Annotated in this window: 18 protein-coding genes; 9 read left to right on the plus strand and 9 right to left on the minus strand. The window is 55.5% G+C overall.

The features are described from left to right. Window positions 1–33: 33 nt before the first annotated feature. Together yacL and acnB are read right to left on the minus strand one after the other, a co-directional pair. The gene (gene yacL, locus APU02_RS16820) at window positions 34–396 is read right to left on the minus strand and encodes a protein YacL (RefSeq protein WP_042289991.1); all 363 of its coding nucleotides are present in this window, start codon (window positions 394–396) and stop codon (window positions 34–36) included. Window positions 397–602: 206 nt separating this feature from the next. Next, window positions 603–3,200 carry a bifunctional aconitate hydratase 2/2-methylisocitrate dehydratase gene (acnB, locus tag APU02_RS16825; RefSeq protein WP_060570716.1) on the minus strand — a complete coding sequence of 866 codons (2,598 nt, stop codon included), beginning with the start codon at window positions 3,198–3,200 and terminating at the stop codon, window positions 603–605. Between the two features lie 400 nt (window positions 3,201–3,600). Between acnB and APU02_RS16830 the strand changes: the two genes are divergently transcribed. Together APU02_RS16830 and APU02_RS16835 are read left to right on the plus strand one after the other, a co-directional pair. Continuing rightward, window positions 3,601–5,187 carry a DUF3300 domain-containing protein gene (locus APU02_RS16830; protein ID WP_060570717.1) on the plus strand — a complete coding sequence of 529 codons (1,587 nt, stop codon included), beginning with the start codon at window positions 3,601–3,603 and terminating at the stop codon, window positions 5,185–5,187. 12 nt (window positions 5,188–5,199) lie between these two features. Beyond that, complete coding sequence (locus APU02_RS16835) at window positions 5,200–5,991, plus strand: DUF2950 family protein (RefSeq protein ID WP_060570718.1); 792 nt, start codon at window positions 5,200–5,202, stop codon at window positions 5,989–5,991. An 84-nt stretch (window positions 5,992–6,075) separates the two neighbouring features. Here APU02_RS16835 and lpdA read toward each other — a convergent pair whose 3' ends face one another. The 4 genes from lpdA to pdhR form a co-directional block, all read right to left on the minus strand. After that, window positions 6,076–7,500: a dihydrolipoyl dehydrogenase gene (gene lpdA / locus APU02_RS16840; protein ID WP_042290330.1), complete on the minus strand. Its 1,425-nt coding sequence runs from the start codon at window positions 7,498–7,500 to the stop codon at window positions 6,076–6,078. Window positions 7,501–7,700: 200 nt separating this feature from the next. Further along, entirely contained in the window at window positions 7,701–9,584 is a 1,884-nt protein-coding gene (gene aceF / locus APU02_RS16845) for a pyruvate dehydrogenase complex dihydrolipoyllysine-residue acetyltransferase (RefSeq protein WP_060570719.1), read from the minus strand. A 14-nt stretch (window positions 9,585–9,598) separates the two neighbouring features. Next, window positions 9,599–12,262 carry a pyruvate dehydrogenase (acetyl-transferring), homodimeric type gene (aceE, locus tag APU02_RS16850; protein WP_042290001.1) on the minus strand — a complete coding sequence of 888 codons (2,664 nt, stop codon included), beginning with the start codon at window positions 12,260–12,262 and terminating at the stop codon, window positions 9,599–9,601. 158 nt (window positions 12,263–12,420) lie between these two features. Continuing rightward, window positions 12,421–13,185 carry a pyruvate dehydrogenase complex transcriptional repressor PdhR gene (gene pdhR / locus APU02_RS16855; RefSeq protein ID WP_042290003.1) on the minus strand — a complete coding sequence of 255 codons (765 nt, stop codon included), beginning with the start codon at window positions 13,183–13,185 and terminating at the stop codon, window positions 12,421–12,423. Between the two features lie 562 nt (window positions 13,186–13,747). Between pdhR and aroP the strand changes: the two genes are divergently transcribed. From aroP to APU02_RS16870, 3 genes are all read left to right on the plus strand, one after another. Next, a complete protein-coding gene (gene aroP / locus APU02_RS16860; RefSeq protein WP_120714903.1) occupies window positions 13,748–15,121 on the plus strand; it encodes an aromatic amino acid transporter AroP in 1,374 nt (457 codons plus the stop codon). A 154-nt stretch (window positions 15,122–15,275) separates the two neighbouring features. Beyond that, window positions 15,276–16,682, plus strand: a complete 1,407-nt coding sequence (locus APU02_RS16865) for an MFS transporter (protein ID WP_042290006.1) — start codon at window positions 15,276–15,278, stop codon at window positions 16,680–16,682. Then, window positions 16,682–17,632 (plus strand): family 43 glycosylhydrolase, encoded by a 951-nt coding sequence (locus APU02_RS16870; protein ID WP_060570720.1) that lies wholly within the window; start codon window positions 16,682–16,684, stop codon window positions 17,630–17,632. The genes APU02_RS16865 and APU02_RS16870 overlap by 1 nt, the downstream gene beginning before the upstream one ends. Window positions 17,633–17,705: 73 nt before the next feature. Here the strand turns inward: APU02_RS16870 and ampE are convergent, their stop codons facing one another. Both ampE and ampD read right to left on the minus strand, forming a co-directional pair. After that, a complete protein-coding gene (gene ampE / locus APU02_RS16875; RefSeq protein WP_060570721.1) occupies window positions 17,706–18,560 on the minus strand; it encodes a beta-lactamase regulator AmpE in 855 nt (284 codons plus the stop codon). Continuing rightward, on the minus strand, window positions 18,557–19,120 hold the full coding sequence (ampD, locus tag APU02_RS16880) for a 1,6-anhydro-N-acetylmuramyl-L-alanine amidase AmpD (protein ID WP_060570722.1): 564 nt from the start codon (window positions 19,118–19,120) through the stop codon (window positions 18,557–18,559). The genes ampE and ampD overlap by 4 nt, the downstream gene beginning before the upstream one ends. A gap of 87 nt (window positions 19,121–19,207) precedes the next feature. Here ampD and nadC point away from each other — a divergent pair, with 87 nt between their 5' ends. The 4 genes from nadC (at window position 19,208) to hofC (ending at window position 23,318) form a co-directional block, all read left to right on the plus strand. Continuing rightward, on the plus strand, window positions 19,208–20,101 hold the full coding sequence (gene nadC, locus APU02_RS16885) for a carboxylating nicotinate-nucleotide diphosphorylase (protein ID WP_060570723.1): 894 nt from the start codon (window positions 19,208–19,210) through the stop codon (window positions 20,099–20,101). Between the two features lie 192 nt (window positions 20,102–20,293). Further along, a complete protein-coding gene (gene ppdD, locus APU02_RS16890; protein WP_042290020.1) occupies window positions 20,294–20,731 on the plus strand; it encodes a prepilin peptidase-dependent pilin in 438 nt (145 codons plus the stop codon). A gap of 9 nt (window positions 20,732–20,740) precedes the next feature. Beyond that, window positions 20,741–22,126: a type II secretion system protein GspE gene (gspE, locus tag APU02_RS16895; protein WP_060570724.1), complete on the plus strand. Its 1,386-nt coding sequence runs from the start codon at window positions 20,741–20,743 to the stop codon at window positions 22,124–22,126. Beyond that, window positions 22,116–23,318, plus strand: coding sequence for a protein transport protein HofC (hofC, locus tag APU02_RS16900; RefSeq protein WP_060570725.1), 1,203 nt, complete (start codon window positions 22,116–22,118; stop codon window positions 23,316–23,318). Before gspE ends, hofC begins: the two co-directional genes overlap by 11 nt. 72 nt (window positions 23,319–23,390) lie before the next feature. On the opposite strand, the gene APU02_RS16905 is transcribed toward hofC, so the two are convergent. Beyond that, window positions 23,391–24,434 (minus strand): GMP reductase, encoded by a 1,044-nt coding sequence (locus APU02_RS16905; protein WP_042290026.1) that lies wholly within the window; start codon window positions 24,432–24,434, stop codon window positions 23,391–23,393. Window positions 24,435–24,594 lie beyond the last annotated feature (160 nt).

Consider the following 24,594-nt stretch of genomic DNA (forward strand, 5'->3'; position numbering starts at 1 on the left):
CTGGCGTCCGGCCTTGTGGATGATTGAATTCACTCAGGATTGCGCTAAAAAATCCCGATAAGCCCGCACCACCTGAAGAAAATCCTCCACGCCGCACAGCGACAGGCTCTCTTCATCGTAGTAGTTCATGCCTTCTTCCATCTCATCGCCCGTAAACTCCAGCTGGTTTGCGCGGATCATCACCTCCTCGCCGTCCATCCAGAGCGTGTATTCATGACCCGCCCGCTGCCAGGAACGTTCACTGCCTTTTACCGCGCGTGCGGCCTGTTCCACTTCATCGAGCAACGCCAGGTTATCCTTCACTTCTTCATTAAACCAGTGCCCGACCACTTCGTGGCCCATCGACATACGCACTTTTACCCCACCGGTAACATCGCGCAGAAATTCGTAATCCATAAGGTGTTCCTCTGCAAAGCCCTTGAGCTAATTATCGCAGCAGAGAGGAAGAAAAAAAGCGTGAGAGGCGGGAGGAATGAAAATAAAAAAACCCACCGCCGTTGCGATGGGTTGTCTCAGCCTGTGGGCCTGATAAGCGCAGCCGTCAGATTAACCCGTACCGGATGGCGGCGTAACGCCTGTCCGGCACGGGAAAACCATCAAAACTACACTGCCGTCTGGAAGATCACCCCGTCAGCTTTCTCGGTGTACTGAGACAACTGGTCGAAGTTCAGGTAGCGGTAAGTATCGACAGCGGTTTTATCCACCTGCGCCACATAGGTCTGATACTCTTCCGGCGTCGGCAGTTTACCGATCAGCGCCGCAACCGCCGCCAGCTCCGCAGAAGCCAGGAAGACGTTCGCCCCGGTCCCCAGACGATTCGGGAAGTTACGCGTAGAGGTGGAGACCACCGTCGCGCCGTCAGCCACGCGCGCCTGGTTACCCATGCACAGCGAACAGCCCGGAATTTCGATACGCGCGCCGCTCTTACCGAAGACGCTGTAATAGCCCTCTTCCGTGAGCTGCGCGGCATCCATGCGAGTTGGCGGCGCGACCCACAGACGGGTCGGCAACTGGCCTTTGTGCGCATCCAGCAGCTTACCGGCCGCACGGAAGTGACCGATGTTGGTCATACAGGAACCGATAAACACTTCGTCGATCTTCTCGCCCTGTACGTCGGAAAGCAGACGCGCATCGTCCGGATCGTTTGGCGCACACAGGATCGGCTCTTTGATATCCGCCAGATCGATGTCGATTACCGCCGCGTACTCTGCGTCAGCATCGGCTTCCAGCAACTGCGGATCCGCCAGCCATTTTTCCATGCCCTGAATACGGCGTTCCAAAGTGCGACGATCGCCGTAGCCTTCCGCAATCATCCACTTCAGCAGGACGATGTTGGAGTTCAGATACTCAATGATCGGCTCTTTGTTCAGCTTGATGGTGCAACCGGCAGCAGAACGCTCGGCAGAGGCGTCGGTCAGCTCGAACGCCTGCTCGACTTTCAGATCCGGCAGACCTTCGATTTCCAGGATGCGGCCAGAGAAGATGTTTTTCTTACCTTTCTTCTCAACGGTCAGCAGACCCTGTTTGATGGCATACAGCGGGATGGCGTGAACCAGATCGCGCAGGGTGATGCCCGGCTGCATTTTGCCCTTAAAGCGCACCAGCACGGACTCAGGCATGTCGAGAGGCATCACGCCGGTCGCCGCGGCGAACGCCACCAGGCCGGAGCCCGCCGGGAAGGAGATGCCGATCGGGAAACGGGTATGGGAGTCACCGCCGGTGCCCACGGTATCCGGCAACAGCATACGGTTGAGCCAGGAGTGGATCACGCCATCGCCCGGACGCAGCGACACGCCGCCACGGTTCATGATGAAGTCCGGCAGCGTGTGGTGCGTGGTGACGTCGACCGGCTTCGGATACGCCGCAGTGTGGCAGAAGGACTGCATGACCAGATCAGAGGAGAAGCCCAGGCACGCCAGGTCTTTCAGTTCATCACGGGTCATTGGGCCGGTGGTGTCCTGAGAACCAACGGAAGTCATCTTCGGCTCGCAGTACGCGCCAGGACGGACACCGGTTACGCCGCAGGCGCGGCCAACCATTTTCTGCGCCAGCGAGAAGCCGCGGCTGCTTTCCGCTACATCTTTCGCCTGACGGAACACGTCTGAATGCGGCAGACCCAGCGCTTCGCGCGCTTTGGTGGTCAGGCCACGACCGATGATCAGCGGGATACGGCCACCGGCGCGCACTTCGTCGATCAGCACGTCCGTTTTTAACTCAAACGTGGCCAGCAGTTCGTTGGTTTCATGGTTACGCACTTCCCCTTTGTACGGGTAAACGTCAATCACGTCGCCCATGTTCAGGTTGCTCACATCCACTTCAATTGGCAGCGCGCCCGCGTCTTCCATGGTATTAAAGAAGATAGGGGCAATTTTACCGCCGAGGCACAGGCCGCCGCCGCGCTTGTTCGGCACGTGCGGAATGTCATCGCCCATGAACCACAACACAGAGTTGGTGGCGGATTTACGGGAAGAGCCGGTCCCCACGACGTCGCCGACGTAGGCCAACGGGAAGCCTTTTTGCTGCAGGGCTTCGATTTGTTTGATCGGGCCGACCACGCCAGGCTGATCCGGTTCGATACCTTCACGGGTGTTTTTCAGCATCGCTAACGCATGCAACGGGATATCCGGGCGGGACCAGGCGTCCGGCGCCGGGGACAGATCGTCGGTGTTAGTTTCACCGGTGACTTTAAACACGGTAACGGTCATTTTTTCGGCCAGCGGTGGACGGTTCAGGAACCATTCGGCATCCGCCCACGACTGCATCACCTGTTTTGCAAATGCGTTACCCGCTTTGGCTTTTTCTTCCACATCGTAGAAGTTATCGAACATCAGCAGGGTATGGGACAGCGCTTTGGCGGCAATCGGTGCCAGCGTGTCGTTGTCGAGCGCGTCAATCAGCGGATGGATGTTGTAACCACCCTGCATGGTGCCAAGCAGTTCGATGGCTTTTTCTGGCGTAACCAGCGGGGAGGTCGTTTCGCCTTTGGCGACGGCAGCGAGAAAACCCGCTTTAACGTAGGCGGCTTCATCGACGCCAGGGGGAACACGGTTGATTAACAGGTCTAACAGGAATTCTTCTTCACCCGCAGGCGGGTTTTTCAGCAGCTCGACGAGCGCGGCCATTTGGGTTGCATCTAAGGGTTTGGGCACAATCCCCTCGGCGGCACGTTCAGCTACGTGCTTACGGTATTCTTCTAGCACGACGGTTCTCCTCGCTCTCATTGTCATAGTGCGGCGCTTTTATCGATGGGCGATTTTCTTCACGCTCCTGTGAGACAGCAGTTAGTAGGGTAAATGCCCGGTACCGCAACGGGCAGAATAACAGGATTTTAGTGGGGTGTTAATCTGTTTACAAAAAAGCAACATAAAAAAGTGGCTGAATCGTTAAGGATGGTCTAATGCGCTTTTCGGTATCCCTTAAAGGGCAGGAAGCACTGTTACGAATGGACACATTATTTTCGATTTTAATAATCACTCAGCTGTAACGATCCCAAGATTAGTCAAAAATTAAACTATCGTCTCTTTATACTCACGCAACACTGCACCTGCGGGTGGCAGCAATTCGACCATAGCGATTTCTTCAGGAATCGGGAGTAAGAAAATGACGTTGCCCTTCAAACCCCACGTGCTGGCGCTGGTCTGTAGCGCTGGGTTATTCGCCGCATCTGGCGTGATGTATGTAAAAAGCCGGACGCCAGAAGCCCCCACTCAGCCGGTTCCTGTCACCGCGTCTGCGCCTGCTCCCGCCGCGCCGGTGGCGAAACCCACATTTACCACCGCGCAAATCGATCAATGGGTCGCCCCCGTGGCGCTGTATCCCGATCCGCTGCTGTCCCAGGTGTTAATGGCCGCCACCTACCCGGCAAACGTGGTGCAGGCGGAACAATGGTCGCGTGATAATCCCACGTTGCAGGGCGATGCTGCGATTCAGGCCGTTTCCGGACAACCCTGGGACCCGAGCGTGAAATCACTGGTGGCGTTTCCGCAACTGATGGCGTTGATGGGAGAAAACCCGGAATGGGTGCAAAATCTGGGCGACGCCTTTCTGGCGCAACCGCAGGATGTGATGGATGCGGTACAGCGACTGCGTCAACTGGCGCAGCAGACGGGTTCACTGAAATCCACGCCGCAGCAAACCGTCACCAGTACGCCAAAGAAAAACGTCGCCACACAGGCCTCGTCAACGTCCCAGACCACGAACGTGCAGTCGACCACGCCGACGGTCATTAAAATTGAACCGGCAGACCCGCAGGTCGTCTACGTACCCAACTACAACCCCACAACGGTGTACGGCGCCTGGCCAAATACGGCTTATCCGCCCGTCTACCTGCCGCCGCCTCCGGGAGAGCAGTTCGCCAGCAGCTTTGTACGAGGCTTCGGTTACAGCCTCGGCGTTGCCACCACTTACGCGCTGTTCAGCAATATTGACTGGGACGACGACGATGACCACCACCATGATGACGATCATCACCATCATGATGATGGTGACTCTCATCATGACGGTTATCAGCATAACGGCGATAACATCAACATTAACGTTAACAACTTCAACCGTATCACCGGGCAGAACCTGAAAGAACAGAATCTGACCTGGCGCCATAATCCGGCATACCGTGACGGCGTTCCCTACCGCAACAGCGCCACCGCACAGCGTTTTCATCAGACCAGCGTCAGCGGTGGGTTAAGCGCAACGCCGCAGCCCGCTCCAGCCAGCCGTGACAGCCAGCGCCAGGCGGCAATGGCGCAGTTGCAACAGCGTCAGACATCTTCACGTGACGTCCAGCGTAACGCCGCCTCGCAGCAGTTAAACCAGATTGCCCAGCGCAATAATTACCGCGGCTACGATACGGATCGCGCCAGCGCTCATCACCAGACGGTACATAAACCGACAGTTGGGCAGCAGCAACAGCACCGTGAAGCGCGTAAAACGAAGGTACAGCAGCACCCGCTTTCAGAACAGCAGAGGGACAACGCGCGTCAGCGAATCGCCTCCGCCACGCCTGAGCAGCGCCAGACGTTCCGGCAACATCATGCCAATGTGTTTAGCGGCAACGACAGCCGTTCGCCAGACTGGCAATCGCAGCAGCGACGCGGTCAGGAAAGCCGTCGTATCAGCCACTTAAGCGATGAGCAGCGCGCCACCACGCGTGAACATATATCTGAGCATCATGAATTTCGTCGTCGTTGATCGGAGCCGATAATGAAAAATATCCTGTTTAGCGCCCTTCTGTTCTCACTGCCGCTGATGGGCTATGCGCAGCAGAACTTCGCCTCGCCGGACGAGGCGGCCAACGCCTTCGCCTCCGCAATCGCCAGTAAAAACGACACGCAGCTCACCGCGCTTTTAGGGGATAACTGGCGGCAATTTCTCCCGCCGGAGGGCGCCGACCCGGAAGCGGTCGCGCGTTTTAACCGCGACTGGAAAATCAGCCATCAGGTGGTGCAAAACGACAACGTTGCGCATCTGAACGTGGGGAAAGAAGGCTGGCAGCTTCCTGTTCCTGTCGTGAGGTCCGCAGCGGGATGGCATTTCGATATGGCCGCCGCGCAGGAAGAGATCCTCACGCGCGCCATTGGCCGTAATGAGCTATCGGCTATTCAGGCCATGCGCGCCTATGTGGATGCCCAGTATGATTACTGGCAGCGCAAGCAGATGTTCGCGACCAGACTGATCAGCAGCGAAGGTCAGCAGGATGGGCTTTACTGGCCAACGCGGCCAGGCGAAAGGCCCAGCCCGTTAGGCCCGGCGTTCAGTTCCGATCGTCACGCCGAGGGTTACCATGGTTATCGGTTCCGCGTAATTGCCAACGACAACGACAAAGGTTTTGCCCTTCTGGCCTGGCCCGTCTCGTGGGGAGAGACAGGGGTCATGAGCTTTATGGTGAATCAGGATGATCGGGTGTATCAGGCTGATTTAGGGAAAGAGACGGAGAAGCGCGTTACGGCAATAAATCAATACAGTGAAGATGAACCGTGGAAGCCTGTTAACTAGCAGACACAAAAAAGCGGCTTACAAGCCGCTTTTTATTTGCCCGACGGCACGTTGCTTATCGGGCTTACAATCGAACCGGGAAGATTATTTCTTCTTCGCTTTCGGGTTCGGCAGGTCGGTGATGCTGCCTTCGAACACCTCAGCCGCCAGCCCCACGGATTCGTGCAGCGTCGGGTGAGCATGGATGGTCAACGCGATGTCTTCCGCGTCGCAACCCATTTCGATCGCCAGACCGATTTCACCCAGCAGCTCGCCGCCGTTAGTACCGACAATCGCACCACCAATGACACGATGAGACTCTTTGTCGAAAATCAGCTTGGTCATGCCGTCCGCGCAGTCGGAAGCGATAGCACGGCCAGAAGCAGCCCACGGGAAGGTGGCGGTTTCGTAGCTGATGCCTTTCTCTTTCGCTTCTTTCTCGGTCAGACCGACCCACGCCACTTCTGGTTCAGTGTAGGCGATGGACGGAATCACTTTCGGGTCGAAGTAGTGTTTCTTGCCGGCGATAACTTCAGCGGCAACATGGCCTTCATGGACGCCTTTATGCGCCAGCATCGGCTGACCGACAATATCGCCGATAGCGAAGATGTGCGGCACGTTAGTGCGCAGCTGTTTATCAACGCGGATAAAGCCACGGTCGTCCACTTCCACGCCCGCTTTACCGGCGTCAAGGTTTTTACCGTTCGGCACACGGCCAATCGCCACCAGCACCGCGTCGTAACGCTGGGCTTCAGCAGGCGCTTTTTTGCCTTCCATGGAAACGTAGATACCGTCTTCTTTCGCTTCAACGGCAGTCACTTTGGTTTCCAGCATCAGGTTGAATTTCTTGCTGATGCGCTTGGTGAAGACTTTAACGATATCTTTGTCAGCCGCCGGGATCACCTGGTCGAACATTTCAACCACGTCAATCTCTGAACCCAGCGCATGGTACACGGTTCCCATTTCCAGGCCGATGATACCGCCGCCCATAACCAGCAGGCGCTTAGGAACGGTTTTCAGTTCCAGAGCGTCAGTGGAATCCCAGACGCGTGGATCTTCATGCGGAATAAACGGCAGTTGGATCGGACGGGAACCCGCCGCGATGATCGCGTTGTCGAAGTTGATTACGGTTTTGCCGTTTTCACCTTCCACTTCCAGGGTGTTCGCCCCGGTAAATTTACCCAGACCGTTGACCACTTTCACTTTACGGCCTTTGGCCATACCCGCCAGACCACCGGTCAGCTGAGTGATAACTTTCTCTTTCCAGGTACGAATCTTGTCGATATCAGTTTTCGGCTCACCGAAGACGATACCGTGTTCAGCCAGCGCTTTGGCTTCTTCGATCACTTTCGCAACGTGCAGCAGCGCTTTAGAAGGGATACAGCCGACGTTCAGACAGACACCACCGAGGGTGTTGTAACGTTCTACGATTACGGTTTCCAGACCTAAATCAGCGCAACGGAAGGCTGCAGAGTAACCTGCCGGGCCTGCCCCAAGTACCACGACCTGAGTTTTGATTTCAGTACTCATCATGACCTCTTAATTGATTTCCGGCGATCCCTGGTCTTGTCGCCCATCGTCCACCGGGTCGTTCTATCCGCCCGTATTTTACAAAATTGTTAACAATTTTGAAACAACAAAACGGCAACGATTTATCTTTAGCACCAATAACCCCAATGACAACATGAGATTACCAGAAAAAAGCCGGCCGTCGGGCCGGCTTTTTTTGCTTACATCACCAGACGGCGAATGTCAGACAGCATATTGTTAATGATGGTAATGAAACGCGCACCATCAGCACCGTCAATCACACGGTGGTCGAAGGAGAGAGAGATCGGCATCATCAGACGCGGCACAAACTCTTTACCGTTCCACACCGGCTCCATCGCAGACTTGGAAACGCCAAGGATAGCGACTTCCGGCGCGTTGACGATCGGCGCGAAATGGGTGGTGCCCAGGCCGCCGATGCTGGAGATGGTGAAGCAACCGCCCTGCATTTCGCCCGCAGTCAGTTTGCCGTCACGCGCTTTCTTCGAGATCGTGGTCAGTTCACGGGAAAGCTCAGTCACGCTCTTCTTGTTCACGTCTTTAAAGACCGGAACCACCAGACCGTTCGGGGTATCAACCGCAACACCGATGTTGATGTATTTCTTCAGCGTCAGGCGTTGACCGTCTTCAGACAGTGAGCTGTTGAAGCGTGGCATCTGCTCAAGCGCAGCAGCAACGGCTTTCATGATGAACACAACCGGCGTGTATTTGACGTCCAGTTTGCGTTTTTCAGCTTCAGCGTTTTGCTGTTTACGGAACGCTTCCAGATCGGTGATATCGGTCTTGTCGAAGTGCGTAACGTGCGGGATCATCACCCAGTTACGGCTCAGGTTCGCACCAGAGATTTTCTGGATACGGCCCAGTTCCACTTCTTCAATTTCACCGAACTTGCTGAAGTCCACTTTCGGCCATGGCAGCATGCCCGGGATACCGCCGCCAGCGGCTGCAGCAGGTGCAGCTTCAGCGCGTTTCACCGCGTCTTTCACGTAAGCCTGAACGTCTTCGCGCAGGATACGACCTTTACGGCCTGTACCCTTCACTTTCGCCAGATTCACGCCGAATTCGCGCGCCAGGCGGCGAATCAGCGGGGTGGCATGGACGTAAGCGTCGTTCTCAGCGAACTCGGATTTGCCGTCCGCTTTTGCCGCAGGCGCCGCAGCAGGGGCTTCAGCTTTCGCCGCCGGCGCTGCCGCTTCCTGCTTAGCCGGAGCCGCAGCAGGCGCCGCGCCTTCCACTTCGAAGACCATAATCAGAGAACCGGTTTTGACTTTGTCGCCGGTGCTGATTTTGATTTCTTTAACGGTACCCGCGAACGGCGCCGGTACTTCCATCGAAGCCTTGTCACCTTCTACGGTGATCAGGGACTGCTCGGCTTCAACCTTGTCGCCGACCTTGACCATCACTTCGGTCACTTCAACTTCGTCACCGCCGATGTCCGGTACGTTAACGTCTTTCGCGCCGCCAGCCGCAGCCGGCGCAGCAGCCGGAGCCGCTTCCGCTTTTGCTGGCGCCGCAGCGCCTTCAGCACCCGCCACCTCGAAGACCATGATCAGAGAGCCAGTGGACACTTTGTCACCGGTGTTGATCTTGATCTCTTTCACGGTACCTGCGAACGGCGCCGGTACTTCCATCGAAGCTTTGTCGCCTTCAACGGTGATCAGAGACTGTTCCGCCGCAACGGTGTCCCCCACTTTGACCATGATTTCGGTGACTTCAACTTCATCACCGCCGATGTCCGGCACGTGAACGTCTTTCGCTGCCGCTGCAGCAGGCGCCGCCGGGGCCGCTTCTTTCTTCTCTTCTGCCGGAGCAGGCGCAGCGTCAGCTGCACCGTCGGCGGAATCGAAAATCATGATCAGTTTGCCGGTCTCGGTTTTGTCGCCAACGGAGACTTTGATCTCTTTGACGATGCCAGCCTGCGGAGACGGAACTTCCATAGAGGCTTTGTCGCCTTCTACGGTGATCAGCGACTGTTCAGCTTCAACTTTGTCGCCAACCTTGACCAGGATCTCGGTGATTTCAACTTCATCTGCCCCGATGTCCGGTACTTTGATTTCGATAGCCATTATTCTTTTACCTCTTACGCCAGACGCGGGTTAACTTTTTCTGCATCGATGTTGAATTTGGTAATTGCATCCGCAACCACTTTCTTATCGATTTCGCCACGTTTAGCCAGTTCGCCCAGTGCCGCTACCACCACGTAGGACGCATCCACTTCGAAGTGATGACGCAGGTTTTCACGGCTGTCAGAGCGACCGAAACCGTCGGTACCCAGTACGCGGTAATCATCTGCCGGTACATAAGTACGAACCTGTTCAGCAAACAGTTTCATATAGTCAGTTGATGCGACAGCCGGTGCGTCGTTCATCACCTGAGCGATGTACGGTACGCGCGGAGTTTCCAGCGGGTGCAGCATGTTCCAGCGCTCACAATCCTGGCCGTCACGCGCCAGTTCGGTGAAGGAGGTCACGCTGTATACATCAGAACCCACACCGTAATCTTTCGCCAGGATCTCTGCCGCTTCACGGACGTGACGCAGGATAGAACCCGAGCCTAAGAGCTGAACTTTACCTTTGCTACCTTCGAGGGTGTCGAGTTTATAGATACCTTTGCGGATACCTTCCTCAGCGCCTTCCGGCATAGCCGGCATGTGGTAGTTTTCGTTCAGCGTGGTGATGTAATAGTAAACGTTCTCTTGTTTTTCACCGTACATGCGCTCCAGACCGTCATGCATGATGACCGCCACTTCGTATGCGTAAGCCGGATCGTAAGAGATACAGTTCGGGATAGTCAGAGACTGAATATGGCTGTGACCATCTTCATGCTGCAAACCTTCGCCGTTCAGGGTCGTACGACCGGAAGTACCGCCAATCAGGAAGCCGCGCGCCTGCTGGTCGCCCGCTGCCCAGCACAGGTCGCCGATACGCTGGAACCCGAACATGGAGTAATAGATGTAGAACGGGATCATCGGCAGATCGTTAGTGCTGTAAGAGGTCGCAGCCGCCAGCCAGGAAGAACCTGCGCCCAGCTCGTTGATACCTTCCTGCAGGATCTGACCTTTCTCGTCTTCTTTGTAGTACGCAACCTGCTCACGGTCCTGCGGGGTGTACTGCTGGCCGTTCGGGCTGTAAATACCGATCTGACGGAACAGACCTTCCATACCAAAGGTACGCGCTTCGTCGGCGATGATCGGAACCAGACGATCTTTGATCGACTTGTTCTTCAGCATCACGTTCAGGGCGCGAACGAAAGCGATAGTGGTGGAGATCTCTTTGTTCTGCTCTTCCAGCAGCGCGCCAAAATCTTCCAGGGTCGGCAGCTCCAGCTTCTCGGTGAAGTTCGGCTGGCGGCTCGGCAGGTAGCCGTGCAGCGCCTGACGACGTTCGTGCAGGTACTTGTGCTCTTCAGAACCTTCCGGGAAGGTGATGTACGGCAGTTTTTCAATGTCAGCATCGGATACCGGCACGTTGAAACGATCGCGGACGTAGCGAACGCCGTCCATGTTCATTTTCTTCACCTGGTGGGCGATGTTTTTACCTTCGGCAGAGTCGCCCATGCCGTAACCTTTAATGGTATGGGCGAGGATGACAGTCGCTTTGCCTTTGGTTTCCTGCGCTTTTTTCAGCGCAGCGTAGACTTTCTTCGGATCGTGGCCGCCACGGTTCAGGGCCCAGATCTGCTCATCAGTCCAGTCTGCCACCAGCGCGGCGGTTTCCGGATACTTGCCGAAGAAGTGCTCACGCACGTAAGCACCGTCTTTTGATTTGAAGGTCTGGTAGTCGCCGTCAACGGTTTCGTTCATCAGTTGGATCAGCTTACCGCTGGTATCTTTACGCAGCAGCTCATCCCAACGACCGCCCCACATGACTTTAATCACGTTCCAGCCCGCGCCGTCGAAGATGCCTTCCAGTTCGTTAACGATTTTGCCGTTACCGGTGACCGGGCCGTCCAGGCGCTGCAGGTTACAGTTGATGATGAAGACCAGGTTGTCCAGTTTTTCGCGGGTCGCGATGGTGATAGCGCCTTTGGATTCCGGCTCGTCCATTTCACCGTCGCCCAGGAAGGCGTAAACGGTCTGTTTGGAGGTGTCTTTCAGGCCACGGTGTTCCAGATATTTCAGGAATTTAGCCTGGTAAATAGCGCCGATTGGACCCAGCCCCATAGAGACGGTCGGGAACTGCCAGAATTCCGGCATCAGTTTCGGGTGCGGGTAGGAAGACAGGCCGTTGCCATGCACTTCCTGACGGAAGTTATCCATCTGCTCTTCGGTCAGACGGCCTTCCAGGAATGCGCGTGCGTAAACGCCCGGCGAGATGTGGCCCTGGAAATACACCAGGTCGCCGCCATCCTGCTCGTTGCGGGCGCGGAAGAAGTGGTTGAAGCAAACGTCATATACGGTTGCGGAAGACTGGAAGGATGCCATGTGGCCGCCCAGCTCGAGGTCTTTTTTAGACGCACGCAGTACCGTCATGATAGCGTTCCAGCGGATAGCAGAACGAATACGACGCTCCAGCTCCAGATTGCCCGGGTATTCCGGTTCATCTTCAACGGCAATAGTGTTGATGTAATTGCTTGCCCCTGCACCTGCCGCCACTTTCACGCCGCCTTTGCGGGCTTCGGAAAGCAGTTGGTCGATCAGATACTGAGCGCGCTCAACACCTTCTTCACGGATGACCGATTCGATCGCCTGTAGCCAGTCGCGAGTTTCGATCGGATCCACGTCATTTGGGAAACGTTCTGACATGGGTTATTCCTTATCTATCTAATACGTTGAGTTATCTGGAACCTGTCCCATTAAACTTTCGTCAGAAAGCTTAATAAGACAGGTTCTGCGTTTAGTTGCCGCGCACATTTTTGCGCTTTATTAACAACATCTTCTGGTAAACGAGCTGCCAGAAAAAACTAATTCTTGCGCTGTTCCAGACGGCGTAAGGCGCGTTCACGACGACTTTCCTCACGGCTTCTGTCCAGCAATATCTCTTCGATAAACGCCAGGTGGCGATGCGATGCTTCGCGCGCCTCCTCGGGGTTACCGGCCATGATCGCTTCGAAAATACGGGTGCGGTGACTGCTCACCAGCGGAAGCATCTCGCGACGCGAATAGAGTAATTCGAAGTTTTGCCGGACATTCTGGGCCAACATCGGCTCCATACACCTTAGCAGATGGAGCAAAACCACATTGTGTGCCGCTTCGGTGACAGCAATTTGATATTGCAGAACCGCATCGGACTCAGCGTCCAGGTCACCCGACTCCTGCGCCAGCTCAATCGCATGGTGCAGTTCGCGAATCCGCGTTTTGTCTTCGTCCGTGCTGCGCAGCGCCGCGTAATAGGCCGCAATGCCTTCCAACGCGTGGCGCGTCTCGAGCAGGTCAAACTGGGATTCAGGATGATCGGAGAGCAATTCTACCAGTGGGTCGCTGAAGCTCTGCCACAGGCTGCTCTGAACAAAAGTGCCGCCGCCCTGGCGACGAAGCAACAGGCCCTTCGCTTCGAGACGTTGGATCGCCTCACGCAGGGAGGGACGGGAGACGTCGAACTGTTTCGCCAGTTCGCGTTCCGGTGGGAGTTTTTCGCCGGGGCGCAAGGTGCCCTCAAGAATCAAAAACTCCAGCTGTTGCTCAATCACATCGGATAATTTTGGTTGGCGGATTTTGCTGTAGGCCATGATGTCCTGTCTTAAGCCATTTGCCCGGAGTCAATTGGTCTTACCAATTTCATGTCTGTGACGCTAAAGTAACAAAGTATTCACCTTCTGTCCATACAGGTTTTGATTGAAATCAGGAAACCACGCACATTTTAACAACATTACAGAAATAACGTTTCAAACATGTAACTATGCACAAATGTTAAATTTACCGACCCCGCGCCAGTTTTAACCTTATTGAAACGAAATAAAATCCAAATTGAACCGATTCACTCGCATATTCATGCAAATAAAATAAATCATTACGCAATTTGTTGGGCTGAGATATGGCGTGTGAGATTAACGAAGGGCTGTTACATCTGCTTTCTTTTTATGCAACTCGTCATCAACCATTCATAAAGCAGGTGCATTCGCCTGCGCATACCATTATTCTTATCCAGACAAAAGAGTTCCGGCGACATTTCATTAAACACAACTGTAAACAAAAAAATACAACAAACGGAATTGTTAACTTACACACGCATCCTGCGTCGTTACTACATAAACGCTCATCACAGAAAGAGCGCACCACACACGAGGTTTCATGATGGACAGTCAGCAGCACGGCGAGCAGCTTAAGCGCGGGCTAAAAAACCGCCATATCCAGCTAATCGCGCTGGGCGGCGCAATCGGGACAGGCCTGTTCCTGGGAAGCGCCTCCGTTATCCAGTCAGCCGGTCCCGGTATCATTCTGGGTTATGCGATCGCAGGGTTTATCGCTTTTTTGATCATGCGTCAGTTAGGGGAAATGGTTGTGGAGGAGCCGGTTGCCGGTTCGTTCAGCCACTTTGCCTATAAGTACTGGGGCAGTTTTGCCGGTTTTGCCTCAGGCTGGAATTACTGGGTGTTGTATGTGCTGGTCGCGATGGCGGAACTGACCGCCGTCGGTAAATACATCCAGTTCTGGTATCCGGAGATCCCGACCTGGGTCTCGGCGGCGGCTTTCTTTGTGCTGATCAACGCGATCAACCTGACCAACGTGAAAGTGTTTGGTGAAATGGAATTCTGGTTCGCCATTATTAAAGTGATCGCCGTGGTGGCGATGATTCTGTTCGGCGGCTGGCTACTGTTCAGCGGCAACGGCGGCCCGCAGGCTACCGTGCGCAACCTGTGGGAACAGGGCGGCTTCCTGCCGCATGGCTGGACCGGGCTGGTCATGATGATGGCGATCATTATGTTCTCCTTTGGAGGGCTTGAACTGGTGGGGATCACCGCGGCGGAAGCCGATAACCCGGAGCAAAGCATTCCGAAAGCGACCAACCAGGTTATCTACCGTATTCTGATCTTCTATGTTGGCTCACTGGCAGTGCTGCTTTCCCTGCTGCCGTGGACGCGCGTAACCGCTGACACCAGCCCATTTGTCCTTATCTTCCACGAGCTGGGCGACACCTTTGTGGCGAATGCGCTGAACATCGTGGTGCTGACCGCGGCGCTGTCGGTGTATAACAGTTGCGTCTACTGCAACAGCCGAATGTTGTTTGGCCTTGCGCAGCAGGGCAACGCGCCAAAAGCGCTGCTTTCCGTCGACAAACGCGGCGTGCCGGTCAATACCATTCTGGTTTCTGCGCTGGTCACCGCACTGTGCGTACTCATTAACTATATGGCGCCGGAGTCGGCGTTTGGCCTGCTGATGGCGCTGGTGGTTTCCGCACTGGTCATTAACTGGGCGATGATTAGTCTGGCGCACATCAAGTTCCGTCGCGCGAAACAGCAACAGGGCGTTAAAACGCGCTTCCCGGCTCTGCTCTATCCGCTCGGAAACTGGGTTTGCCTGCTGTTTATGGCTGCGGTACTGGTAATTATGTTAATCACGCCGGGAATGGCGATCTCAGTCTATTTGATCCCCGTATGGCTGCTGGTCCTGGGCGTCGGTTATCTGTGCAAGCAGAAAACGGCGAAGACCGCCAAAGCGCATTAATTCTCTTCCCCTCGCCCGCCGGGTGAGGGGTGTTATCTGCTTCACACTTTCCTGCCAATAGCTATTTCGTCCATATCAGCGGCGCTATCCTGCAACGCAATTATTCACTCGCAGACGAATAATTCACTCCATCACCTGATGGGGAGACGTCTCAATGGAAAAGGGTAAACTTTCGGTACGAGAGAAGATTGGTTATGGCATGGGCGACGCCGGATGTAACATCATCTTTGGTGCCATCATGTTGTTTGTTAACTATTTTTATACGGATATTTTTGGTCTGGCACCCGCATTGGTGGGCGTACTGTTACTGTCTGTGCGCGTCATTGACGCGGTCACCGACCCGGTGATGGGCGCCATCGCCGATCGCACCCAAAGTCAATATGGTCGTTTCCGCCCCTGGCTGCTGTGGATCGCTTTCCCCTATGCGCTGTTCAGTATCCTGATGTTCACCACCCCAGACTGGACGTATAACAGCAAGGTTATCTATGCGTTTGTCACTTATTTCCTGCTGTCGATCACTTATACCGCCATCAATATTCCCTATTGCTCGTTAGGCGGCGTGATCACCAACGATCCTAAAGAACGCGTGGCCTGCCAGTCTTATCGCTTTGTGTTAGTCGGTATCGCGACGTTGCTGCTGTCGCTTACGCTGCTGCCAATGGTCGACTGGTTTGGTGGCGGCGACAAAGCCAAAGGCTACCAGATGGCGATGACCGTGCTGGCGATTATCGGCATGTGTATGTTCCTGTTCTGCTTTGCCACCGTTCGCGAACGCGTCCGCCCTGCCGTTCCCACCCACGATGACATGAAAAACGATTTTAAAGACGTGTGGAAAAACGATCAGTGGGTGCGCATTTTGTTGCTGACGCTGTGCAATGTCTGCCCGGGCTTCATTCGGATGGCGGCGACCATGTACTACGTGACCTGGGTGATGGGACAAAGCACCCACTTCGCCACGCTGTTTATCAGCCTGGGCGTGGTTGGCATGATGATCGGCAGTATGCTGGCGAAAGTGCTGACCGACCGCTGGTGCAAGCTGAAAGTGTTCTTCTGGACCAACATCGCGCTGGCCCTCTTCTCTTGCGCGTTTTACTTCTTCGACCCGAAAGCCACCGCGTTGATTGTCGTGCTCTATTTCCTGCTGAATATTCTGCATCAGATCCCGTCGCCGCTGCACTGGTCGCTGATGGCGGACGTTGACGACTACGGCGAATGGAAAACCGGCAAACGTATCACCGGCATCAGCTTCTCCGGTAATCTCTTCTTCCTGAAGCTGGGCCTGGCGATCGCCGGGGCGATGGTAGGCTTTCTGCTCTCCTGGTATGGCTATGACGCTGGCGCGAAAACCCAGAGCGACACGGCAATCAACGGCATCGTACTGCTGTTTACGGTGATCCCGGGCGTCGGTTATCTCATTACCGCGGGCGTGGTTCGTCTGCTGAAAGTCGACCGTGAACTGATGAAACACATACAGGACGATCTGGAAAAGCGCCGCACCAATTACCGCGAGCTTAACGAATATCAGGAACTGAAAGCCGCTGAAAGCGTAAGGAAAGCCTAATGCAAGACTGGCCAAACCCCTTTATTGAGCAACGCGCCGATCCGTTTATTCTGCGAGACGGCTGCGACTACTACTTTATTGCCTCGGTGCCGGAATATGATCGGCTGGAAATCCGACGGGCGAACACCCTGGAGGGCCTGCGCAGCGCGGAACCGGTTATCGTCTGGCGTAAACCGGAAACCGGCCCGATGTGCGAGCTGATCTGGGCGCCGGAAATTCACCGCATCAACGGTAAGTGGTATATCTATTTCGCCGCTGCCCATACCCAGGCGCTCGACAAACTGGGGATGTTCCAGCACCGGATGTACGCGCTGGAATGTGCGGATGCCGACCCGCTCACTGGCGTCTGGTACGAAAAAGGCCAGATCAAAACGCCGTTTGACACGTTTGCGCTCGATGCCACTACCTTTCATCATCAGGGAAAACAGTGGTATCTGTGGGCGCAAAAATCCCCGCATATCGCCGGTAACTCCAACATCTATCTTGCCGAAATGGAAAACCCGTGGACCATTAAAGGCGAACCTGTGATGCTCAGCAAACCGGAGTATGACTGGGAATGTCGGGGATTTTGGGTCAATGAAGGCCCGGCGGCGCTCACGCATGGCGACAGATTGTTCATTAGCTACTCCGCCAGCGCAACGGACGAGAACTACTGCATGGGGCTTTTATGGATTGATATGAACGCCGATCCGAAAAACCCGGCGAACTGGCATAAATCGCCGCGTCCGGTCTTTGCCACCAGCTATGAAAATCGTCAATACGGGCCGGGGCATAACAGCTTTACGCAAACGCCGGAAGGGGAAGATGTGCTGGTATATCACGCGCGCAACTACACCGAAATCGAGGGCGATCCGCTCTACGATCCCAACCGTCATACCCGTCTGAAGCTGGTTCGCTGGGACGAAAACGGAATGCCGGATTTTGGTATTCCGCCCGCGGATACTCTCTGACACGCAGCCCGGCGGCGCTACGCTGTCGGGCAATGTAGGCCGGATAAGCGCTGTACGCCGGCCACTCAATCCGCTACACCAGCGCCCCGTAAATGGTCAGGAAAGCGATCGCCACTACCACCACCAGCGACGTTTTCTTGGCCATCGATACTGCCGCTTTCGGCGTCTCGACCTTATCGGTATGCGGTTCCCGCGCCAACGAGAACTGCGCCAGTCGGGTTAACACCTGGTACTGCGCGGTATGCATGTCGGCCAGCGAGGCAAACCACGCAGGAAGCGCTTTCTCTCCGTGCCCGATCAAGGCGTAAACCACGCCTGCCAGGCGCACCGGGATCCAGTCCAGCACGTGAAGAATGGCGTCAATACCCGACTGCAAACGCTCATGCGGCGTCAGGTAACGCGCCAGCCACGACTGCCATGAGCGCAGAAAAGCATAGCCCACCAGCAGCACCGGACCCCACTGACCGCCGACGATCAGCCAAAACAGAGGCGCAAGATAGAAACGGAAGTTAATCCACAGCAGCGCGTTTTGCAGTTCACGTAAAAACTCGCGCTCATCGCAATCCGGCGGGACGCCGTGGATCAGGGTGAGCTCACTGGCCATTGCTTTACGGGCGTGGGCGTCATCGCGCGAAGCCGCCTGGAGATAGGCGTGGTAATGCATCCGCACTTTCCCGGCGCCAATGCACAACAGCCCCAACAGGATCCACGCCAAAATCGTCGGCACATTGAACAACAGCCCCTGAAGCGCGCGTAAAAGCAGGAATGCGACCGCCATCGCAATAAACGTCATCCCCAGCGTACGCGCCATTGAAAAACGCGTAATGCGCCGAAATAACGCTTCCAGGCGGTGATCGAGCTGCCAGTGCTCTCCCAGTTTGAACAGGCGCTCAACAAACAGCACCAGTAGAGTCGTAAACAGCGTCATGTCATCTCCTTATCTGACGAGGGGGTGACCAGAGCGCGAAACCTCGCCCAGTCAAAAGCGGGGCCGGGATCGGTCTTGCGATCAGGCGCAATATCACAATGTCCGGTTATGTTATCGGCAATCGCCGGGTAATACGTTATCAGCGTGCGCGTAATGGCCGCCAGCTGTTGGTACTGCGCATCGGTGTAGGCCAGCGTATCGGTGCCTTCCAGCTCAATGCCAATCGAAAAATCATTGCACCGCTCGCGACCCCGGTAACGGGAAACGCCAGCGTGCCACGCGCGTTTATCGAAAGGAACATACTGAACGATTTCACCGTCACGGCGAATCAGACAATGTGCGGAAACACGAAGATGCGCGATTTCCGCAAAAAAGGGGTGAGCGGTGGGATCAATTGTTCCAGTGAATAGCGCATCGATCCACGGGCCGCCAAATTCGCCGGGCGGCAGGCTGATATTGTGCACCACCAGCAGAGAAGGATGATCGTCATCCGGGCGGCAATCATAATGAGGAGAAGGGACGCGCCGCGCCTCTGCCAGCCAGCCCTTGTCTAACAACATGCAGTATCTCCTTTTGAGTGGTGCTTATAGCCGCTTCAGAGTAGCATGTTTCTACCTTATGATTCGTTAGCAATTTGGAGTTTTATCATGCCGCCTCGCCGTTATAACCCTGACTACCGACGTGACGCGCTGTTGGAACGCATTAATCTGGATATCCCTGCCACTGTCGCCCAGGCGCTGCGCGAAGATTTAGGTGGCGAAGTGGATGCCGGCAACGACATTACGGCGCAACTTTTGCCGGAAAATACCCGCTCTCACGCGACCGTTATCACGCGTGAAAATGGCGTTTTTTGTGGCAAACGCTGGGTGGAAGAAGTGTTTATTCAGCTGGCTGGCGATGATGTCACTGTTACCTGGCACGTCGATGACGGCGACAGCATCCTCGCGAATCAACCGCTGTTCGAGCTGGACGGTCCTTCCCGGGTATTGCTCACGGGTGAGCGTACCGCGCTGAACTTCGTACAAACCCTTTCCGGCGTCGCGAGCGAAGTGCGTAAATATGTCGAACTGCTGGCGGGGACCAAAACTCAACTGCTGGACACACGTAAAACGCTGCCGGGACTGCGCACCGCATTGAAATACGCCGTGCTGTGCGGCGGCGGCGCCAATCACCGCCTGGGCCTTTCCGATGCCTTTTTAATCAAAGAAAACCACATTATTGCTTCCGGATCCGTTCGTCAGGCGGTGGAAAAAGCCTTCTGGCTGCACCCGGATGTGCCGGTGGAAGTCGAAGTTGAAAATCTTGATGAGCTGGATGAAGCGCTGAAAGCGGGCGCAGACATCATCATGCTGGATAATTTTGAAACCGAGCAGATGCGTGAAGCGGTTAAACGCGCCAACGGGCAAGCGCGACTGGAAGTTTCCGGCAACGTGACGGACAAGACGCTGCGCGAATTTGCGCAAACCGGTGTCGATTTCATTTCCGTCGGCGCGCTCACTAAGCACGTGCGCGCGCTGGACCTTTCGATGCGTTTCCGTTAACCCTCTTTGCCCGGTGACGCTGTCGCTCACCGGGCCTGTCTGGCGCTTTTCTCGAGCCGCCTCGTAAATACCTTGTCCTGTGATGAAACGCTGACAACTTCCTCTGAACCCTGATTCCCGTTTCTCTTTTTGATGCTCGCGTGCCTTTATCCCGTTTGCCAAAGTGACCGCCACTGACTCAAGGAGCGAACAATGGATAAACAACGTGGATTTACCCTGATCGAACTGATGGTGGTCATCGGCATTATCGCCATTCTCAGCGCCATCGGCATTCCGGCGTACCAAAACTATCTGCGCAAGGCCGCGCTAACGGACATGCTGCAAACATTTATTCCTTACCGCACTGCAGTCGAACTGTGCGCGCTTGAACATGGCGGCATCGTCACCTGCGATGGCGGAAGCAACGGCATCCCCTCACCCACTACAACGCGCTATGTCTCAGGAATGAGCGTGGCGAAGGGCGTGGTATCACTCAGTGGTCAGGAGAGCCTGAACGGTCTGAGCGTCACGATGACGCCGAACTGGGATAACGCAAACGGCATTACGGGCTGGACGCGTAACTGCACTATTCAGAATGACGGTGCGTTACAGCAGGCTTGTGAAGATGTTTTTCGTTTTGACGGCAACTAAGGAGCAGCGATGAATACCACTCAACTTACCGCCCTTTGTCAGCGTCATAACGGCATCTTACTTGATGCAGACAGTGACGTGGTACACGTCGCCGTCGTGGACGCGCCGTCTCATGAACTGCTTGACGCTTTGCATTTTGCGACGACAAAACGCATTGAGATCGCCTGCTGGACACGCCAGCAAATGGAAGGGCATTTGCATCATCCGCCACAAACGCTGCCTGCGGTCGTACCGGAAGCCAGCCTCAGCGCGGCAGCATTGCTGGATAAAACCCTTCAGGCGGCGATGACTAAACGCGCATCCGACATCCACATTGAGCCTGCGGAACACCATTTCCGCATTCGACTGCGTGTTGACGGGGTGTTATACAACCTGCCCACTGTCGCCAAAGAAACGGGATTAGCCCTGACGGCCCGCCTGAAGGTGTTAGGTCAACTGGATATTGCTGAACACCGCCTGCCGCAGGATGGGCAGTTCACCGTCGGGCTGGCCGGTTCCACCGTCTCGTTTCGTATCGCCACGTTACCCTGTCGTCATGGCGAAAAGGTTGTTTTGCGTTTGTTGCACCAGGTTAGTCAGGCGCTGGATGTCACCGCCCTGGGGATGCACGACTCGCAGCTTTCGGCGTTCATTCATGCCTTGCAACAACCCCAGGGGCTGGTGCTGGTGACCGGACCGACGGGCAGCGGAAAGACGGTGACACTGTACAGCGCTCTCCAGATGCGAAACGCCACGGAGGTGAATCTGTGCAGCGTTGAAGATCCAGTGGAAATCCCGCTGGACGGCATCAACCAGACGCAGATCCATCCGCGTGCGGGGCTCACCTTTCAGGGCGTCTTACGGGCGCTGTTACGCCAGGATCCCGATGTCATTATGGTCGGAGAGATCCGCGACGGCGAAACAGCCGAAATCGCCATTAAAGCCGCGCAAACGGGTCATCTGGTGCTTTCCACGCTGCACACCAACTCCAGCTGCGAGGCACTGATCCGCTTGCAGCAAATGGGAGTGGCGCGCTGGATGCTCTCCTCCGCCTTAAATCTTGTGGCGGCGCAACGGCTGGTCAGAAAGCTCTGCCCTCACTGTCGACGGCTGACTAACGACCCGATCCGTTTGCCGCAGACATTATGCCCAACCGCGTTGCCGCGCTGGCAGGCGGTAGGCTGCGAGCACTGTTATCATGGCTTTTATGGGCGTACGGCGCTGTTTGAAGTCCTACCCGTTACCGCTGAACTGCGCCAGCACATCGCCAGTGGCGCGCCCGTTGAAGCACTGGAAGGTTATGCCCGACAAGCCGGTATGCTCACGCTTTTTGAAAGCGGCTGCCGCGCCGTCGACCAGGGGTTAACGACCTTTGAAGAGCTGGTACGCATTCTGGGAATGCCCAATGAGCAGTAAAACGCTTTGGCGATGGCAAGGCATTGACAGCGATGGCTTACCTGGCGAGGGCGCATTATGGGCCGAAAGCCAGGCTTTACTGCTGCTGGCGCTCGAACAGCGCAAGATAACGCCACTGCGCGTGAAGCCGCTGCGCGTTAACCGCGCGCTGTGGCGCGCCGGGAAATGTTCGGAAGTGATTCATCAACTCGCCACGCTGCTGAAGGCGGGCCTGACGCTCTCCGACGGGCTGGCGCTTCTCGCCGGACAACAACCGGGAAAACAGTGGCAAGCGCTGTTGCAGAGCCTGGCGCACGAACTGGAGCAGGGTACGCCCCTCTCCAGCGCGCTGGCGCAATGGCCAGATGTTTTTCCTCCGCTGTATCAGGCGATGATTCGCACCGGTGAACTGACCGGAAAGCTCGACGAATGCTGCTTCGAACTGGCCCGGCAGCAAAACGCCCACAAACAGTTAAGCGATAAGATCAAGAAAGCGTTGCGTTATCCCTTTATCATTTTGGCGATGGCTTTCTTTGTGGTGTTGGCCATGTTGCACTTTGTCTTACCCGAGTTTGCCGCCATTTACCGGACCTTCAACACGCCCCTACCGGCGCTGACGCAGGGGATCATCACGTTCGCCGACTGGAGTGCAAACCAGGGCTGGTTGATTTTACTGCTGAGCGGCGGAGTCATTGCGGCAAACAGCGCGGTGAAGCACCGTTCCTCATGGCTGATAACGCGCCAGCGCTGGCTGCTGCGCATACCGGTAATGGGTCGCCTGCTCAGGGGGCAAAAACTCACGCAGATTTTTACCATTCTCGCGTTAACACAACGCGCAGGGATCGCATTTTTACCGGCGCTGGAGAGCGTACGGGAAAGCCTGCAATGTCCCTACTGGTCCCAGCGACTGGCGCAAGTCCAGCGTGATATCAGTCACGGTCTTCCGGTCTGGCAGGCATTTCAAAATGCGCAAGTCTTCAGCCCGCTGTGCCTGCAACTGATTAGAACAGGCGAAGTTTCCGGTTCACTGGACACGATGCTGCATAATCTTGCCCGGCATCATAGTGAGAACACGCTGGCGCTGGCCGACAGTCTCGCCGCATTGCTGGAACCTGCTTTGCTGGTCATTACGGGGTTAATTATTGGCACGCTGGTGGTTGCCATGTATCTGCCGATATTCCATCTGGGGGATGCGATGAGCACAGTAGGCTGAAGCGATTGAAGAGCGGGAACAGAACTCAAAGCCGGATTAGGCATTCATGCCTAATCCGACAAACGGAAAGGATTACAGGCTGTTGAAAATGCGGTTTTCCTGTTCCTGTACGCGGATAAAGGTCGTGCGTTTGGTCAGTTCTTTAAGACGCGATGCGCCAACGTAAGTGCAGGCAGAACGCAGGCCGCCGAGGATATCACGGGCTGTGTTTTCCACCGGGCCACGCAGAGGAAGCTTAACGGTTTTGCCTTCCGCTGCACGGTACTGTGCAACGCCGCCAACGTGACGGGTCATGGCCGATTCGGAACTCATCCCGTAAAACAGCATGAACTTCTCGCCATTTTCTTCAACGATCTTGCCGCCGCTCTCTTCATGCCCTGCCAGCATACCGCCGAGCATCACGAAGTCAGCGCCGCCACCAAAGGCTTTAGCCACATCACCTGGCATAGTGCAACCGCCGTCACTGACAATCATTCCGCCCAGACCGTGCGCCGCATCAGCGCATTCGATCACCGCAGAAAGCTGCGGATAACCAACACCGGTTTTGACGCGCGTGGTGCAGACAGACCCCGGCCCGATCCCGACTTTGACGATATCGGCGCCGGAGAGGATCAGTTCTTCGCACATCTCGCCCGTCACAACGTTACCGGCGCAGATCGTTTTCGTCGGCCAGGCTTCACGCGCTTTTGACACGAACTGAACGAAGTGCTCAGAGTAACCATTGGCCACATCAATGCAGACAAAGTTCAGCGCAGGGCTTAATGCCAGAATCTGTTTGGTTTTCTCAAAGTCCGCGTCAGAAGTACCGGTAGAGACCATCACGTGTTTCAGCACGTTGGCAGGCGCTTCACCGATAAACGCGGACCACTCTTCAACGGAGTAATGCTTATGGACGGCGGTCAGAATATCGAATGAGGCAAGCGCGGTCGCCATCTCGAACGTCCCGACGGTATCCATATTGGCGGCAATGACAGGTACGCCAGACCAGGTCTGACCTGAGTGTTTGAAGGTAAACTGACGTTCCAGCTCAACATCGGAACGGCTTTTAAGAGTAGAACGCTTAGGGCGGATAAGAACGTCTTTAAAACCTAACTTCAGATCTTCTTCAATACGCATGTGCGGATTCCTGGGGTTAAGGGCTATAAGTATGAGAGCGCAACTCCAGTGACGCTATCATACGCACTAATCAGTGCCGCGCAAGACTGCGAAATTCTCTTTTTTTACGCTACAATCCCATAAATTTACCTGGTGAAAGGCGGGACAGCTTTAGCGCCAT

Origin of the sequence: Citrobacter sp. 50677481 (assembly GCF_001463265.1) — a bacterium.
GTDB lineage: Bacteria > Pseudomonadota > Gammaproteobacteria > Enterobacterales > Enterobacteriaceae > Citrobacter_A > Citrobacter_A sedlakii.

What these genes read in the sequence shown, in the direction of transcription:
- APU02_RS16865 (WP_042290006.1), top strand. Translation starts at nt 15,276, where the DNA reads ATGGAAAAGGGTAAACTTTCGGTACGAGAGAAGATTGGTTATGGCATG.
- APU02_RS16905 (WP_042290026.1), bottom strand. Translation starts at nt 24,434, where the DNA reads ATGCGTATTGAAGAAGATCTGAAGTTAGGTTTTAAAGACGTTCTTATC.
- lpdA (WP_042290330.1), bottom strand. Translation starts at nt 7,500, where the DNA reads ATGAGTACTGAAATCAAAACTCAGGTCGTGGTACTTGGGGCAGGCCCG.
- nadC (WP_060570723.1), top strand. Translation starts at nt 19,208, where the DNA reads ATGCCGCCTCGCCGTTATAACCCTGACTACCGACGTGACGCGCTGTTG.
- aroP (WP_120714903.1), top strand. Translation starts at nt 13,748, where the DNA reads ATGATGGACAGTCAGCAGCACGGCGAGCAGCTTAAGCGCGGGCTAAAA.
- aceF (WP_060570719.1), bottom strand. Translation starts at nt 9,584, where the DNA reads ATGGCTATCGAAATCAAAGTACCGGACATCGGGGCAGATGAAGTTGAA.
- pdhR (WP_042290003.1), bottom strand. Translation starts at nt 13,185, where the DNA reads ATGGCCTACAGCAAAATCCGCCAACCAAAATTATCCGATGTGATTGAG.
- aceE (WP_042290001.1), bottom strand. Translation starts at nt 12,262, where the DNA reads ATGTCAGAACGTTTCCCAAATGACGTGGATCCGATCGAAACTCGCGAC.
- hofC (WP_060570725.1), top strand. Translation starts at nt 22,116, where the DNA reads ATGAGCAGTAAAACGCTTTGGCGATGGCAAGGCATTGACAGCGATGGC.
- ppdD (WP_042290020.1), top strand. Translation starts at nt 20,294, where the DNA reads ATGGATAAACAACGTGGATTTACCCTGATCGAACTGATGGTGGTCATC.
- gspE (WP_060570724.1), top strand. Translation starts at nt 20,741, where the DNA reads ATGAATACCACTCAACTTACCGCCCTTTGTCAGCGTCATAACGGCATC.
- APU02_RS16830 (WP_060570717.1), top strand. Translation starts at nt 3,601, where the DNA reads ATGACGTTGCCCTTCAAACCCCACGTGCTGGCGCTGGTCTGTAGCGCT.
- APU02_RS16870 (WP_060570720.1), top strand. Translation starts at nt 16,682, where the DNA reads ATGCAAGACTGGCCAAACCCCTTTATTGAGCAACGCGCCGATCCGTTT.
- APU02_RS16835 (WP_060570718.1), top strand. Translation starts at nt 5,200, where the DNA reads ATGAAAAATATCCTGTTTAGCGCCCTTCTGTTCTCACTGCCGCTGATG.
- yacL (WP_042289991.1), bottom strand. Translation starts at nt 396, where the DNA reads ATGGATTACGAATTTCTGCGCGATGTTACCGGTGGGGTAAAAGTGCGT.
- ampD (WP_060570722.1), bottom strand. Translation starts at nt 19,120, where the DNA reads ATGTTGTTAGACAAGGGCTGGCTGGCAGAGGCGCGGCGCGTCCCTTCT.
- ampE (WP_060570721.1), bottom strand. Translation starts at nt 18,560, where the DNA reads ATGACGCTGTTTACGACTCTACTGGTGCTGTTTGTTGAGCGCCTGTTC.